The sequence below is a fragment of the Halotalea alkalilenta genome, assembly GCF_001648175.1.
Taxonomy (GTDB): domain Bacteria; phylum Pseudomonadota; class Gammaproteobacteria; order Pseudomonadales; family Halomonadaceae; genus Halotalea; species Halotalea alkalilenta_A.
Window position 1 is genome coordinate 311,924 of sequence record NZ_CP015243.1, and the last position, 14,597, is coordinate 326,520.

At 65.7% G+C, this 14,597-nt stretch carries 13 protein-coding genes; 6 read left to right on the forward strand and 7 right to left on the reverse strand.

What is annotated here, in order from left to right; translation table 11 throughout:
* Nucleotides 1-84: 84 nt before the first annotated feature.
* Complete coding sequence (locus A5892_RS01410) at nucleotides 85-1,110, reverse strand: Ldh family oxidoreductase (RefSeq protein WP_064121271.1); 1,026 nt, start codon at nucleotides 1,108-1,110, stop codon at nucleotides 85-87.
* 257 nt (nucleotides 1,111-1,367) lie between these two features.
* Here A5892_RS01410 and A5892_RS01415 point away from each other — a divergent pair, with 257 nt between their 5' ends.
* Nucleotides 1,368-2,807 (forward strand): FAD-binding oxidoreductase, encoded by a 1,440-nt coding sequence (locus A5892_RS01415; protein ID WP_064121272.1) that lies wholly within the window; start codon nucleotides 1,368-1,370, stop codon nucleotides 2,805-2,807.
* A gap of 39 nt (nucleotides 2,808-2,846) precedes the next feature.
* Complete coding sequence (locus A5892_RS01420) at nucleotides 2,847-3,566, forward strand: FadR/GntR family transcriptional regulator (RefSeq protein ID WP_150123449.1); 720 nt, start codon at nucleotides 2,847-2,849, stop codon at nucleotides 3,564-3,566.
* Between the two features lie 39 nt (nucleotides 3,567-3,605).
* On the opposite strand, the gene A5892_RS01425 is transcribed toward A5892_RS01420, so the two are convergent.
* From A5892_RS01425 to A5892_RS01445, 5 genes are all read right to left on the reverse strand, one after another.
* On the reverse strand, nucleotides 3,606-4,613 hold the full coding sequence (locus A5892_RS01425) for a TRAP transporter substrate-binding protein (protein ID WP_064124235.1): 1,008 nt from the start codon (nucleotides 4,611-4,613) through the stop codon (nucleotides 3,606-3,608).
* A gap of 37 nt (nucleotides 4,614-4,650) precedes the next feature.
* Nucleotides 4,651-5,928 (reverse strand): TRAP transporter large permease subunit, encoded by a 1,278-nt coding sequence (locus A5892_RS01430; RefSeq protein ID WP_064121273.1) that lies wholly within the window; start codon nucleotides 5,926-5,928, stop codon nucleotides 4,651-4,653.
* The gene (locus A5892_RS01435) at nucleotides 5,925-6,458 is read right to left on the reverse strand and encodes a TRAP transporter small permease (protein WP_064121274.1); all 534 of its coding nucleotides are present in this window, start codon (nucleotides 6,456-6,458) and stop codon (nucleotides 5,925-5,927) included. The genes A5892_RS01430 and A5892_RS01435 overlap by 4 nt, the downstream gene beginning before the upstream one ends.
* Before the next feature lie 470 nt (nucleotides 6,459-6,928).
* A complete protein-coding gene (locus tag A5892_RS01440) occupies nucleotides 6,929-7,678 on the reverse strand; it encodes a TSCPD domain-containing protein (RefSeq protein ID WP_223302759.1) in 750 nt (249 codons plus the stop codon).
* Nucleotides 7,665-9,788, reverse strand: a complete 2,124-nt coding sequence (locus A5892_RS01445) for an adenosylcobalamin-dependent ribonucleoside-diphosphate reductase (RefSeq protein WP_064121275.1) — start codon at nucleotides 9,786-9,788, stop codon at nucleotides 7,665-7,667. The genes A5892_RS01440 and A5892_RS01445 overlap by 14 nt, the downstream gene beginning before the upstream one ends.
* 250 nt (nucleotides 9,789-10,038) lie before the next feature.
* Here A5892_RS01445 and A5892_RS01450 point away from each other — a divergent pair, with 250 nt between their 5' ends.
* From A5892_RS01450 to A5892_RS01465, 4 genes are all read left to right on the forward strand, one after another.
* Nucleotides 10,039-10,677, forward strand: coding sequence for a 2-dehydro-3-deoxy-6-phosphogalactonate aldolase (locus A5892_RS01450; protein ID WP_064121276.1), 639 nt, complete (start codon nucleotides 10,039-10,041; stop codon nucleotides 10,675-10,677).
* A gap of 69 nt (nucleotides 10,678-10,746) precedes the next feature.
* Nucleotides 10,747-11,895 carry a galactonate dehydratase gene (gene dgoD / locus A5892_RS01455; protein ID WP_064121277.1) on the forward strand — a complete coding sequence of 383 codons (1,149 nt, stop codon included), beginning with the start codon at nucleotides 10,747-10,749 and terminating at the stop codon, nucleotides 11,893-11,895.
* A gap of 10 nt (nucleotides 11,896-11,905) precedes the next feature.
* Nucleotides 11,906-12,829: a 2-dehydro-3-deoxygalactonokinase gene (locus A5892_RS01460; protein WP_082890211.1), complete on the forward strand. Its 924-nt coding sequence runs from the start codon at nucleotides 11,906-11,908 to the stop codon at nucleotides 12,827-12,829.
* An 11-nt stretch (nucleotides 12,830-12,840) separates the two neighbouring features.
* Complete coding sequence (locus tag A5892_RS01465) at nucleotides 12,841-13,797, forward strand: Gfo/Idh/MocA family protein (RefSeq protein ID WP_064121278.1); 957 nt, start codon at nucleotides 12,841-12,843, stop codon at nucleotides 13,795-13,797.
* Nucleotides 13,798-13,832: 35 nt separating this feature from the next.
* On the opposite strand, the gene A5892_RS01470 is transcribed toward A5892_RS01465, so the two are convergent.
* Nucleotides 13,833-14,558: a phosphohydrolase gene (locus A5892_RS01470; protein ID WP_064121279.1), complete on the reverse strand. Its 726-nt coding sequence runs from the start codon at nucleotides 14,556-14,558 to the stop codon at nucleotides 13,833-13,835.
* Nucleotides 14,559-14,597 lie beyond the last annotated feature (39 nt).

Below are 14,597 nucleotides of genomic sequence, written 5' to 3' on the forward strand. Positions count from 1 at the left end.
GGCACTGGAGCCGTCGTGGGGTAGAAAAGGGGTGACAACCAAGCGGTCACGACCGATGGCCATCCACGCCAGCCGCATCCCCCCTCAGCCCTGGCCGCTGCGCAACGCTTCGAGCTCCTCGACCAGCGCGGCGGGAATCTCCACCGCGCCCTCTGTGATCGCTTGCCGGCGTGCGGCGCGGCGGCGCTCGGAGGGTAGCCGCGCGCCCTGGGCAACGATTTCGGCGAACAGCGCCTCGGCGCGCGTCTGGGCGGCTTCGAGTGAAACGCCGAGAAACGCCTGGGGATCGAGGGTGAGAATCAGCTCGCCATGGCAGGGGGCAGCGCCGCGCCCGTGGTCGAAACGCTGCGACTCCAGGCTGGTCATGTCGTCGATCAGGGGACCGGCGAGCAGTTCGATCATGGTCGCCAGCGCCGATCCCTTGTGCCCACCGAAGCTCAGCATCGCACCGTCCAGCGCGGCCTGCGGATCGAGCGTCGGCCGGCCTGCGCTATCGACCGCCCAGCCGGGTTCGAGCGGCTTGCCGGCGCGGCGATGCAGCTCGATATCGCCGCGGGCGATCGCGCTGGTGGCGAAATCGAACACGTAGGGCTCGGCGTGCGGGCGCGGCCAGGAGAACGCCAGCGGGTTGGTGCCGAACAGCCCGCGCGAGCCGCCGTGAGGCGCGACCCAGGCGTGGCTCGGCGTCATCGCGATGCCGACCAGCCCCTCGGCGGCGATGCGCTCGACCTCGGGCCAAAGCGCGGTGAAGTGAAAGCAGCGGTTGATCGCCATCGCCGCGATCCCCTGCCTGCGCGTCTTCTCGATCAGCGCGGGGAGGCCGCGCTCGAAGGCGAGCGGGGAGAAGCCGAACCGCGCGTCGACCTTGACGATCGCGCTGGCATGGTCGATCACCTCGGGCGCGACATCGCCGCGGGCAAGCCCTTCGCGTACCGCGCTGGCCATGCCGAGCAGCCGGTACACGCCATGGGAGTGGCAGGCATCGCGCTGAGCGGCATTGATCACCCGGCCGATCGCCTCAGCGTGGTCGGCATCGAAGCCGCTGGCGGCCAGCACGCCGTGGGTCAGGCGCTCGAGCGCCTCCAGCGTCAGCCGTCTGGTCTCAGCCATGACGAGCTCCAGCAAAGGGAAAGATCCAGCATATGGCCGCCTCCGCCACAAGGCCAGCCGGCGGCCGACGCCATGCTCCGCGCCTACGTCTTTCGGCGCCTACCCACGCCTGTCGACGCATTCTATGCTCTCGTTGTCAGATGACATGACGTCGTCTTCGCCACCATCCGCCGAGTGATTCTTTCCCTCTCGCCCGACCCGGCAATCGATCTTTGGATCACTGTATCGCTACGCTCCACGGAGGCTCGACCGACGCAATGGAAGCAGAAGCGCTCGTCACATCGCTCAGGAACCAGCTCGTCGACCTGCTCGGCCGGGATACCGTGGTCACCGAACCGCACGACCATGAGCCTTACTGCCGGGACTGGCACGGTGACATGACCAGCGCTGCGGTGGCCGTGCTGCGCCCACGCGATACCGGGGAAGTCGCCGCGGTGGTGCGCGCCTGCCGGACGCTCGATCTCGATATCGTGGCGCAGGGCGGCAATACCGGCCTGGTGCTGGGTGCCCTGCCCGATCGTCCCGAGCGCCAGGTGGTACTTTCGCTCGAGCGGATGCGCCATATCCGCAGCATCGACGAAGACGACTTCTCGGCGATCGTCGAGGCCGGCTGCGTGCTGGAAGAGCTCAAGCTCAGGCTCGAAGAGAGGGGGCTGTTCTTCCCGCTGACCTTGGGCGCCCAGGGCAGCTGCCGGATCGGTGGCAACGTCAGCACCAACGCCGGTGGCGTCAACGTGCTGCGCTACGGCATGACGCGCGAACTGGTGCTGGGCCTCGAGGTAGTGCTCGCCGACGGCAGCGTCTGGGATGGGCTGTCGACGCTGCGCAAGGACAATCGCGGTATCGACCTGAAGCAGCTGTTCATCGGTGCCGAGGGCACGCTGGGCATCATCACCGCGGTGGCGATCAAGCTCTCGCCGCTGCCCGAGCGGATCGAAACAGCGCTGCTCGGCGTCGGCGACCTGCATACGGCGATAGCGCTCTATCGCCACGCCCGGCGGGCATGCTGCGACCTGATCAGCGCGTTCGAATTCATGCCGCCTTCGGCGTTCACCCTGGCGCGCGAAGCACAGCCTGACCTGCCGCTACCCATCGCCACCGATTACCCCGCCTACGTGCTGATCGAGATTTCGAGCTCCGGCCTGATCGACGCCAAGCAGCTGATGGAGGGGCTGCTCGAGCAGGCCATGGAGGAATCGCTGGTGCTCGACGGGGTGATCGCGACGTCGCAGGCACAGGCGCGCCAGCTCTGGGCGATCCGCGAGGGCATGAACGAAGGCCAGGCGCTCAGGGGCCCGCACCTGCGCACCGATATTTCGGTACCGCTGTCACGGCTGGCGGAGTTCGTCGCCGAGATCGGCGCGGAGCTCGATGACGCGCTGCCGCAGTGCCTGGCGGTGGCCTATGGCCATGTCGGCGACGGCAACGTGCATCTCAACGTGCTGCCTCCGGCGGGTGCAACGCTTGCGGAGCGCCACGCCTTGATCGGGCAGGCGAAGAAGATGATCAATTTTCGCGTCGATCACTATCACGGCAGCTTCAGCGCCGAGCACGGCATCGGCCGGCTCAAGCGCGACGAGTTCGAACACTGGATCTCACCGGTCCATCGGCGCCTGCTCGAGGCCTTGAAGCGCGCGATCGACCCCGAGTACCGCCTCAACCCAGGCTGCCAGCTGCCCTCCATCACCGCGCGCTGAGCCGAGCCCAGTCGCCACCGCGAAGGAGCCGCCCGGACCGTGAAGCACTTCGCCCTCATCCATCGCAGCGGCCAGCTGCCCGCCCAGGTGGCCGCGAAGATCGCCGAGCGCATCGAGCAATGCAGCCTCGCTCCCGGTGACAAGCTACCGACCGAACATGCGCTGGCGAAAAGCTTCGGCGTCAGCCGCTCGGTGGTGCGCGAAGCCGTCGCCCAGCTGCGCCACGAAGGCTTCGTCCACTCCCGCCAGGGCGTCGGCATCTTCGTCGCCGACGCGCAGCATCGCCAGTCGATCCGCATCGAGCAGGACGCACTGAGGGACCCACAAAGCTTCTTCGATCTGTTCCAGCTGCGCGTACCGCTCGAGATCGAGGCCGCAGGGCTGGCCGCCCGCCGTCGATCCGAAGCCCAGCTGGAGGAGATCGAGCGCACCCTGGCCGAGATGAACGGGGTGCACAAATGGACCGAGGAGGGGATCGTCGCCGACCTCGCTTTCCACCGGACGCTGACGCTCGCGACCAACAATACCTACTTCACCACCTTCCTGGGGTTCATTGCCGAACGCATCGGCACCACCATCTCCGCCGCCCGCTCCACCGCGGTGCTCGAGGAGATCGTCGAGATCACCATCGCCGAGCACACCGTAATACGCGACGCCATCGCAGCGAGAGACGTGGCGGCCGCGCGAGTCGCCATGCATCGCCATATCGTCAACGCCGCTGGGCGCCTCGGCCTGCGCCTGGAGGATGAACGGCGCTGAGCCACGGCGGTGTCCGTGCACCACCGCGGCTGGTGTAGGTCAATCGCTTCGCAGCTCGGCGAGGATGGCCTGGACCCGGTCGATGACTTCCGGGCCGATCTGGTCGCGGTGGCGATCGTAGATCACCTGGGACTTCTCGCGCATCCGCTGCTGCTCCTCCGGCGAGATCTCGTTGACCGCGACCCCGGCCGCCTCGATCTCCTCCTTGGAGCGCAGGCTCGCTTCACGGATCACTCGGCGCTGGACGTCGCGCCCGACCACGGCGCAATCGCGCAGCGCCTGCTGCTCATCCTCGCTGTAGGTATCCCAGATCCGCTTGGAGAACATCACCAAAAACGGAGTGAAGGCGTGGCGGGTCTCGGAAACATAGTCCTGCACCTCGTAGAACTTCGAGGTGTCGATGGTCACGAAGGGGTTCTCCTGCGCATCGATCGCGCCGGTCTCGAGCGCCGAAAAGATCTCGCCGAATGCCATCGGCGTAGGATTGGCACCGAGGTTCTGGAAGGTATCGAGGAAGATGTTGTTCTGCATCACGCGGATGCGAGTGCCGGAGAAGTCCTCCCAGCGGGTGATCGGCCGCTGGGAGGAGCTGACGTTGCGAAAGCCGTTCTCCCAATAGGCAAGGTTGATCAGCCCGACCTGCTCGAGCTCCTGATTGATGAAGTCGCCGAACTCGCCATCGACCACGGCGTCCGCTTCCGCTTCGTCGGCGAATAGAAACGGCAGGTCGAAGACGCCGAGCGAAGGCACCATGCCCACCAGCGGCGAAGGCGAGGCGACCACGGCCTCCTGGATCCCTGAGCGCAGCGCCTGGGTCGCCTGGAGATCATCGCCCAGCGCACTGCTCCAGAAGGCGTTGATCCTCATCGCTCCATCCGATTTTTCGGCCAGGCACTCGGTCATCGCCCGTACGCCGTCAGCGACCGGATGGTCGGCGGCGATGCCGTTCGAAAGCCGGATGGTGCGATTGCTGAAATCGGCCAAGGCCGGCAGCGATAGGCTCGTCGCCAGCAGCGATACCACTCCCGTAAGCATCCATCTGTTCATCTTTTCACTCCCGATCATCGAGCATCGTGAGCCGGCCTCAACGCAGCCAAGCGAGAGGCACCAGCACCAATTGCGGGAAGGCGACGAGCAGCAGTAGCACCACCACTTGGGCCGCCAGGAAGGGCGCGACACCCCACACCATCTTGCCCAGCGGCACGCGCGATATGCCGCTGACCACGTTGAGTACCACCCCGACGGGTGGCGTGATCAACGAGATGGCGGTGTTCATCACGAACAGCACCCCGAAGTAGACCGGATCGATGCCCGCCATGGTGATGATCGGCATCAGTACCGGGGTCAGGATCAGAATCGTCGGGGTGAGATCCAGCGCGGTACCGACCACGAAGACCACCACCATGATCACCAGCATCAAAAGCTGCGGCCGGTCGATCAGCGGCTCGATCAGCCCGCTCAGCTCGCCGGGGATGTTCGCGGCGGTGATCAGCCAGGCGGAAACCAGCGCAGCGGCGACCAGGAACATCACCACGGCCGTGGTCTTGGCCGCGCGCACGACCACGGCGTAAAGGTCAGCGAACGAAAGCTCGCGATAGACGACCATGCCGACGAACAGCGCATAGACCGCCGCGATCACCGCCGCCTCGGTGGGCGTGACGACCCCGAAGCGGATCCCACCGATCACGATCACCGGCATGCCCAGCGCCCAGGCCGCGCGAGCGGATGCGCGCAGCCTTACCTTCATCGGCTGGCGCGGCAGGGTAGCGACCGTGGTCCGACGCACCAGCCACATCCAGGTCACCGCCAGGGCGACGGCCATCATCAACCCCGGGGCGATGCCGCCCATGAAAAGCTGGGTGATCGATACATTGGCGGCGACCCCGAAGATGATCAGTGCGATCGACGGTGGGATCACCGGCGCGATGATCCCACCCGCCGCCATCAGTCCCGCCGCGCGCGGCATGTCGTAGCCCGCCTGGCGCATCATCGGGATCAGGATCGCCGCCAGTGCCGCGGAATCGGCCACCGCCGAGCCCGACAGGCTGGCCATGATAATCGCGGCGACGATCGCCACCAGCCCCAGCCCGCCACGAATGTGACCGACGCAGGAGAGCGCGAACTCGATGATCCGCTTGGAGAGCCCACCGGCGTTCATCAGCTCGCCGGCGAGAAGGAAGAAGGGGATCGCCAGCAGGGTGAAGGTATCAGCGCCGGAGATCATGTTCTGGGCGACGATCTGGGCGTTGAAGATGCCCATGTAGTACATCAGCATCGCGCCGCAGAACATCAGTGCGAAGGCGACCGGCACGCCGATCGCCATGGCGCCGAGCAGTGAGGCGAGGAAAACGACGATGGTCACTGCGCGCGCTCCCCGATCAGCTCGTCATCGTACTCATTGGCGAAAGCGGCGATCTCCGCGTCGGTCACCCGGCCGAGCAGGATGTTCAAGAGCCGCAGCGCGGAGATGATGAAGATCATGCCACCAGTGAAGTAGCCGATGCCGTAGACCCAGATCATCGACAGCCCCGAGACCGGCGCGCGCATCGAGGCATTGATGTCGGATTGCTGCCAGGTACCCCAGAAGAAGATCGCCGCGCAGAACATCACCAGCAGCTGGGTCATCGCCATGCAGACCAGGCGCCCCGTGCGGCCAAATCGCTGCACCAGGGTTTCGATACCGAGATGAGCGTTCTCGCGAAAAGTGACGACGGCACCGATGAAGGTCACCCAAACGAAGCAGAAACGCGACAGCTCATCCGACATCATCAAGCCGGAATTGAAGAAGTAACGCATAACGACGTTGGAAAAAACCATGACCACCATGGCGGTCATCAGGATGACCAGTAAATACTCGAGAAGCTTGTAGAAGATATCGACGGCGATTTTCATAATGATCGACTCTCGTCATGTCGGCTGCCGCGAATGGAGAAGAGCGTACTGGTCCATACAATGGATAATGCACATTTCGACACCACCGCACCGGCGGCCCAGCCGCTCCTGGAGGCTCCGTTCAACCCCCATTCATCGCAAAAAAAGCGGGGTTCGGCGCATTTTCATGCCTCCCAACCTCATCGAGGACGGCCCGCCGGTTCGAAATGAATCTGAAAGTCCTGGTCAACCAAGAATATCTTTTACCGCCAATATTTTGAGCACGGTGATGTCCCAGTCACCGGGCATCGGGGGACTTTCCCGATCAACGCTTTGCATTAATCGGGATCGGCCATCGTTAATATTTATAGGCTTGTCAGGATGTCTGATGACTACAAAATCCGTCAATCCAACCCAGGACGAATAAGGGCATCTCTTTAGTTTATTCTTCTTAAGTCATATCGCATGACGTGCCCACCCAGCCGCCGCGCTCAACCGCACTTGGAATAGCCGCAGTTGAGGCAGGTGTCGCAGCCGTCGAGGCTGACCACCGCCATCGTCGAGCACTGCGGGCAGAGTGTCGCCCCGCGGGGAAATCCACTCACGGCGTCGTTGCCCGCACCGCTATTGGCTTCGAACTCGACGCGCTTGTCGTCGAGCCAGGCGCGGACCTCGGCTGAGGGCTGGTCGACCTCGAGCAGGCCGAGAGACTGTAGGTGGCGCTCGATCACCAGGCCGATCTCGGCCACGAGCGAAGGCACGTAGAGCCCACCGGGCTTGAGATAGCCGCCGCGCGGATCGAACACCGCGCGCAGCTCCTCGGCGAGAAAGGTGATATCGCCGCCCTTGCGGAACACCGCCGAGATGATCCGGGTCAGCGCCACGATCCACTGGAAGTGGTCCATGCTCTTCGAGTTGATGAACACCTCGAACGGGCGCCGCTCCTCGTGCTCGGTGCCGGGGTTGAGCACCAGATCGTTGATGGTGACGTAGAGCGCGTGCTCGTAGAGCGGTGACTTGATCTTGTAGGTCTCGCCAGAGAGCCGCTCGGGACGCGCCAGGCGCTCGTGCATCTCGGTACGCGGCGAGGCCGGTGCGGCGGCCGCTTGCGCGGTGGGCTCGTCGTCGCGCTGGTCTTCGACTACGGAGACCTTGACGATACGCCGGTCGATCCTCTGCACGCCATCGGTGGCGCTTTGCGGCTCGCCCCGTTGCGACATGTCTTTCTCAGTAGCGTCCATAATAGCCCTCCTTGATGGCGTCATAGAGGTTGGCGGCGGTGTGGGTCTCGCCGTCGTACTCGACCAGCGCGTCGCCGGGCAGCTCGACCGCCTCGCCGTCGTCGAGTTCGAAGCGGTAGCGGGTGCGGGCGAGATCCTGGCTGCGTACCAGCACGCCCTGGAACGCCGCCGGGTTGAAACGAAAAGTGGTGCAGCCCTTGAGCCCGCGCCGCCAGGCTTCGAGATAGACATCCTTGAACGCCTCGAACGGGCAGTCGGTCGGCACGTTGACGGTCTTCGAGATCGAGGAGTCGATCCAGCGCTGCGCCGCCGCCTGGATCGCCACATGGTCCAGCGGCGTGATCTGGCTGCTGTCGACGAAGTAGTCCGGCAGGCCGCGCTCGACGCTCGCCTCATTATCGACCAGCGCGCGATAGGCGAGCAGCTCATAGCTGACCACCTCGACCCGCTCCTTGGTCTTGCGCCCCGGGCGGATCAGGTTGCGTGAATAGCTGTGGGCGAAGCTCGGCTCGATACCGTTGCTGGCGTTGTTGCCGAGCGAGAGTGAGATCGTCCCGGTCGGCGCGATCGAGCTGTGATGGGTGAAGCGCGCGCCCTTTTCGGCCAGCGCCGCGACCAGTTCGGGGGCCTCCAGCGCGATCCGCTGCATGTAGCGCGAGTAACGCGCATGCAGCACACGTCCCGGCACCAGGTCGCCGACCGAGTAACCGTCGTCGATCATCTCCGGGCGCAGCCTGAGCATCTCGGCCGAGACCTCGAATTGCTCCTCGAGCAGCGGTGCCGGTCCTTTCTCCTCGGCAAGCGTAAGCGCCTCTTCCCAGCCGACCAGGGCGAGCTCGCGTGCCGCCCGCTCAGTGAACTCCACCGCCGCCTCGGAGTCGTAGCGGATCCCGAGCAGCGCCAGGCACGAACCCAGGCCGAGAAAACCCATGCCATGGCGGCGCTTGCGCAGGATCTCCTCGCGCTGCTCGGCCAGAGGCAGACCGTTGAGCTCGACCACGTTGTCGAGCATCCGGGTGAATACCCGCACCACCTCGCGATAGCGCTGCCAGTCGAATCGCGCCCCCGCGCTGAACGGCGCCTCGACGAAGCGGGTCAGGTCGACCGAGCCGAGCAGGCAGGCCCCGAACGGTGGCAGCGGCTGTTCGCCGCAAGGATTGGTCGCGCGAATCTTCTCGCACCACCAGTTGTTGTTGAACTGGTTGACCCGATCGATCAGCACGAAGCCGGGCTCGGCGTAGTCATAGGTCGAGCGCATCAGCTCGTCCCACAGCGCACGGGCGGGTACCTGGGCGTAGACCCGGCAGGCGACTAGGCCATCGTCGCGCTCGAGATAGTCGCCGCCTTCCGGCCAGGGCCGCCAGATCACCCACTCGGGGTCGTCGAGATCGAAGCTCTCGCACTCGTGGCGGTGCAGTGGAAACGAGAGCGGCCAGTCGCCATCGGCCTCGACCGCCTGGAGGAATTCATCCGAAATCAAAAGGCTCAGGTTGAACTGGCGCAGCCGGCTGTCCTCGCGCTTGGCCTGGATGAACTCGCGTACGTCGGGATGGCTGATGTCGAAGGTGCCCATCTGCGCACCGCGCCTGCCGCCGGCGGAGCTGATCGTCAGGCACATCCGATCGAACACGTCCATGAACGGCAGCGGCCCCGAGGTCTGAGCGCCGGCGCCGGAAACGAAGGCGCCGCGCGGACGCAGGGTGGAGAACTCGTAGCCGATGCCACAGCCGGCCTTGAGCGTCAGCCCCGCCTCGCGCAGCCGATCGAGAATCGCTTCCATCGAATCATTGATGGTGCCGGAAACCGTGCAGTTGATCGTCGAGGTAGCGGGCTTGTAGTGCTCGGCACCCGCGTTGGCGAGGATCCTCCCGGCCGGCACCGCGCCCTGGGCGAGCGCCCACTCAAAACGCTCGCCCCAGTGGCTGCGCAGCGCATCGGTCTCCTCCACCGCGGCCAGGGCGGCGGCGACTCGCGCATAAGTGCCATCGACATCGCGATCGACGGGAGTACCGTCACGGCGTTTGAGTCGGTACTTGCTGTCCCAGATGTCGAGCGATGCAGGCTGCAGGGCCAGCGGCTGCTCGCTTCGGGTCGAGCGTGTTGCGTCCATCTTTCTCTCCCGGGGAGGATGATCTTCACTGTAGTCGTGATGACAGGATCCGAGGATATACACATCATATTGGATCAACCTGCCACATCGGGCACAATATATTGTAATTTAACCTAGGTTAACAAGTATCCATTTGGTGCTTTTCTCGATCGCCGCACACTAGACCTTGGTGGAGTCCCGGGGCTTACGGAATATCGCCGTGTTAGATTAGTATGACTTTTAAACCTCTCTCATCGTCGCGAGATTCGTCATGGACCTAAGCGCCTTCGACACCGCCCTCGTCCAGTGCCCGCTGGTCGCGATCCTGCGCGGTATCACCCCGGCCGAGATCGACCCGGCCCTCGATGCACTGGTCGAGGCGGGCTTCAAGCTGATCGAAGTGCCGCTCAACTCTCCCGATCCATTCATCTCGATCGAGCGCTTGGCCGCGCGGGCCCCGGCCGACGTCGCCGTCGGCGCCGGTACCGTGCTCGACTCAGCCGATGTCCACCGCCTGGCGGACATCGGCGCGTCGCTGCTGGTCACCCCCAATGTCGATCTCGAGGTGCTTAAGGCCTCGCGCGAACGTGGCCTTGGTTCGCTGATCGGCTGCCTCACCCCGAGCGAGGCATTCACCGCGCTCAAGGCCGGCGCGCGCGCGGTGAAGCTGTTTCCCGCCGCACGCTTCGGCACCGGCTACCTCAAGGACATCAAATCGGTGCTGCCCAAGCAGGCCCGAGTGATGGCGGTGGGCGGGGTCAGGCTCGACAACATGGCCGAGTGGCATGCGGCCGGCATCCAAGGCTTTGGATTCGGCAGCAACCTCTACACCCCGGGCACCGATGCCGCGACCCTGGGCCAGCGCGCGCGTGCGCTGGTCGCGCAGTGGCAGCGGCTCGAGCGCGCCTGAGCATCCATCGTCCGCCTCACTATGATCAATTCGACCGGCGCCGAGCGCCGTTAGTTTGGAGCCGCATTCGTGAAGATAACCAAGCTCAAGACCTGGCAAGTACCGCCGCGCTGGCTGTTCCTCAAGATCGAAACCGATGAAGGTGTCTACGGTTGGGGCGAGCCGGTGGTCGAGGGCCGTGCGGCAACCGTCGAGGCCGCCGTCCACGAGCTCGCCGACTATCTCATTGGTCAGGACCCGAGCCGTATCGAGCACCTGTGGAACACCATGTACCGCGCCGGCTTCTATCGCGGCGGACCGATACTGATGAGTGCGATCGCCGGGATCGATCAGGCGCTTTGGGACATCAAGGGCCGTGCGCTCGGCGTGCCGGTGTACCAGCTGCTCGGCGGCGCGGTGCGCGACAAGATGCGGATGTACGCCTGGACCGGCGGCGACCGTCCCGAGGACGTGGGGCGCGGCGCGGCCAAGCTGGTCGAGGCGGGATTCACCGCGTTCAAGATGAACGGCACCCCAGAGATGCAGATCGTCGACAGCCACGCCAAGATCGACCTGACCATAGCGCGGGTCGCCGAAGCCCGGGAGGCGGTCGGTCCCGACGTCGGCATCGGCATCGACTTCCACGGCCGGGTGCACCGGCCAATGGCCAAGGCGCTGCTGCGCGAGCTGGAGCCGTTCCATCCGATGTTCGTCGAGGAGCCCGTGCTGCCCGAGCACCTGCCATGCCTGAAGCAGATCGCCACCGGCCTCGGCTACCCGATCGCCACCGGCGAGCGGCTGCACACGCGCTATCAGTTCCGCGACCTGCTGGCCGACGGCATGGTCGACATCGTCCAGCCCGATCTCTCCCACTGCGGTGGGATCTCCGAGGGGCTGAAGATCGCGACCCTCGCCTCCTGCTACGATGTGGCGCTCGCCCCTCACTGCCCGCTAGGCCCGCTGACGCTGGCCGCCTCGCTGCACCTGGACGCGGTGGCGCACAACGCCTTCATCCAGGAGCAGAGCATGGGTATCCACTACAATCAGGGCAACGACGTGCTCGACTATCTGGTCGACAAATCGGCGCTGGTGATCGAAGACGGCTTCTGCAAGATCCCCACTGGTCCGGGGCTCGGGGTCGAGATCGACGAAGCCTTCGTCGAGGAGCGCGCCAAGGTCGGCCATCGCTGGCGCAACCCGGTGTGGACCCATGAAGACGGCAGCATCGCCGAATGGTGAGGAGCATCCGATGAGCGGTCATTTGATCGTAGTGGACTGGGGCACGAGCAACTTCCGCGCCTTCCTGGTCGACTCGGAAACCGGCACCCTGCTCGATGAGCGCACCGCCGCGACCGGCATCCGTGCGCTCTCCACCGAGGAGTTTCCGCACTACTGCGCGCGCGCGCTGCAAGGCTGGCGCGAAGGCCACGGACGGACACCGGTGTATCTCGCCGGCATGGTCGGCTCCAAGCGCGGCTGGGCCGAGAGCCCACAGCCGAGCCTACCTCTCGATCTCGCCGCGCTGGCAAGCCAAGTGATCCCCGCACCGGGCCTCGACGACGGCTGGCTCCTGCCCGGGGTGAAGATCGTCGACCCCGACGGCAGCGGCCTGGTCGACGTGATGCGTGGCGAGGAGATCCAGATCTTCGGCGCGCTGGCGCTGGCCGCCACGCCGGACGGCGGCGACTGCTGCGCGCCGGGCAGCCACAGCAAGTGGGCGAGGGTCGAGGATGGCAAGCTGACGCGCTTTCTCACCGCGATGACCGGCGAGCTCTACCACGCGGTGCGCTTCCACACCCTGCCCGGAGAGCCCGCCCGCGAGGAGAGCGAATTCGATGAGCCGGCGTTCCGGCTCGGACTCGAGCGAGCCGGGGGCGACGGCGGCGTGCTGCATGCGCTGTTCGAGGCACGCTCGCGCCATCTCTATGCGGGCCTCGGAGCCGAGCAGGTTGCGAGCTTCATCTCCGGTGCGCTGATCGGCGAGGAGGTGCGAGCGATGCACGACGCACTCCCCGAGGTCGAAAGACTCAACCTGATCGGCGCTCCAGCGCTGCTCGCCCCCTACGCCATCGCACTCGAGCACCACGGCATCCAGGCATCGAGCTGGAGCGCCCGTGACGCGACGCTGGCCGGCGTGCGCGCACTCGCGGCGCGCCACCAACGCATTTCCTAGGAGCCCTGCGCATGCCCCCGATCAAGCTCGCCCTCGTCGGCCTTGGCAAGATCGCCCGCGACCAGCACCTGCCAGCGTTGGCAGCCAATCCCGACTATCAGCTCATCGCGCTGGTCAGCCGTAGCATCCACGAGCAGCAGGCGCTGACCGTGGCATTCCCCGAGGCCAAGCTCTTCACCGATCTCGACCAACTGCTCGCCAGCGGACTCGAGATCGACGCGGTATCGCTCTGCGCCCCACCCCAGGTACGCCACGCCCAGGCCGCCCGAGCGCTCGCCGCCGGCTGTGACGTGATGCTCGAAAAACCGCCGGGCAGCGGGATCAACGACGTCCAGGCGCTGATCCACCAGGCCGAGCGCCATGGCCGAGTGCTATTCGCCACCTGGCACTCACGCTACGCCCCCCAGGTCGAACCCGCGCGCGCCTGGCTCGAGAGCAAGCGCGTCACCGCGCTCAAGGTCAGCTGGCGCGAAGACGTGCGCCACTGGCACTTCAACCAGGAGTGGGTCTGGCAGCCCGGCGGGCTCGGTGTCTTCGACCCCGGAATCAACGCGCTCTCGATCGTCACCCGGCTGCTCCCCGACGGCCTCTACCTGACCAAGGCCCGGCTCGACTTTCCCAGCAACCGCCAGACCCCGATCGCCGCCCGGCTCGAAGGAGCGCTAGCCGGCCGCGCCAGCGGCCCGGTCGAGATCGAACTCGACTGGCTCAAGACCGGCGAGCAGAGTTGGGACATCGAGATCGGCACCGACCAGGGCCGCATCGAACTGACCCACGGCGGCAGCAGGATGCTGATCGACGGCGAGCAGATCGCCGTGGCTGGAGAGCAGGAGTATCCCGGCCTCTACGCCCGCTTCAGTGAACTGGTCGCACGGCGCAAGAGCGACGTCGACCTCACCCCGCTCGCACTTGCCGCCGACGCCTTCCTGCTCGGCGAGCGCCGCGAGGTCGACGCATTCGAGTGGTGAAAGCGAGCGAGCGAGCGACGAACCAGGCACCGGGTTCATGGAAATCGCCCGCGCAGCCATTCGCTGTCTTTCGAATCGACACCCAGCGGATCGCCCGTGAGCTCAGCGCATAGCTTTTCCAGGTAGCCGAGCATGAACTCGGCATTGTGCCGCGCCAGCCGCCGTCCAGCGCTGGTACGCATGGTGCCGGGCAGGCGCAGCAGCTTGGTCTGGAAATGGTCGACCGCGTAGCGCGTATCGTCGAACGCCCTGTTTCGGGCCAGTGGGTCATCGGGGTCGAACAGCGCGCGATCGAGCTGGCCACTGACGTGAAACACCCGGGCGATACCTATCGCGCCGAGCGCTTCGAGGCGGTCGGCGTCCTGGACGATACGCGCTTCCAAAGTACGCGGCTCGATCCCGGCGCTGAAGCTGTGCGCCTCGATCGCGTGCGCCACCGCAGGGAGGAGCTCAGGGGGGAAATCGGCGCAGCGGCTGGTGAGCAGCCCTATCGCCTCGCGGGCGGCGAGGCGCGATGAATGATGCCGCTGGGGGTGATCCTTCGGCAGGCTGACCAGATCATGGAAGTAGCAAGCTGCCGCCACCACCCTTGCGTCGGCACCGGACTCCTCCTCCATCAACCGCTGGGCGGTGCGCCACACCCGGCGGAAATGACCGAGGTCGTGGGCGCCGTCGAGGGTGGGAATCTCGCCCAGCAGGGCTTCGAAACGAGTGGGCCAGTCTGCGCTCGAGCGACTTGCTCCTCGGGGCTGATCGGTCATCTGTGCTCCAGGAAAGACATGCTAGGGTGGCAACGCGCC

What these genes read in the sequence shown, in the direction of transcription:
- A5892_RS01410 (WP_064121271.1), bottom strand. Translation starts at nt 1,110, where the DNA reads ATGGCTGAGACCAGACGGCTGACGCTGGAGGCGCTCGAGCGCCTGACC.
- A5892_RS01415 (WP_064121272.1), top strand. Translation starts at nt 1,368, where the DNA reads ATGGAAGCAGAAGCGCTCGTCACATCGCTCAGGAACCAGCTCGTCGAC.
- A5892_RS01425 (WP_064124235.1), bottom strand. Translation starts at nt 4,613, where the DNA reads ATGAACAGATGGATGCTTACGGGAGTGGTATCGCTGCTGGCGACGAGC.
- A5892_RS01435 (WP_064121274.1), bottom strand. Translation starts at nt 6,458, where the DNA reads ATGAAAATCGCCGTCGATATCTTCTACAAGCTTCTCGAGTATTTACTG.
- A5892_RS01440 (WP_223302759.1), bottom strand. Translation starts at nt 7,678, where the DNA reads ATGGACGCTACTGAGAAAGACATGTCGCAACGGGGCGAGCCGCAAAGC.
- A5892_RS01445 (WP_064121275.1), bottom strand. Translation starts at nt 9,788, where the DNA reads ATGGACGCAACACGCTCGACCCGAAGCGAGCAGCCGCTGGCCCTGCAG.
- A5892_RS01450 (WP_064121276.1), top strand. Translation starts at nt 10,039, where the DNA reads ATGGACCTAAGCGCCTTCGACACCGCCCTCGTCCAGTGCCCGCTGGTC.
- A5892_RS01460 (WP_082890211.1), top strand. Translation starts at nt 11,906, where the DNA reads ATGAGCGGTCATTTGATCGTAGTGGACTGGGGCACGAGCAACTTCCGC.
- A5892_RS01465 (WP_064121278.1), top strand. Translation starts at nt 12,841, where the DNA reads ATGCCCCCGATCAAGCTCGCCCTCGTCGGCCTTGGCAAGATCGCCCGC.
- A5892_RS01470 (WP_064121279.1), bottom strand. Translation starts at nt 14,558, where the DNA reads ATGACCGATCAGCCCCGAGGAGCAAGTCGCTCGAGCGCAGACTGGCCC.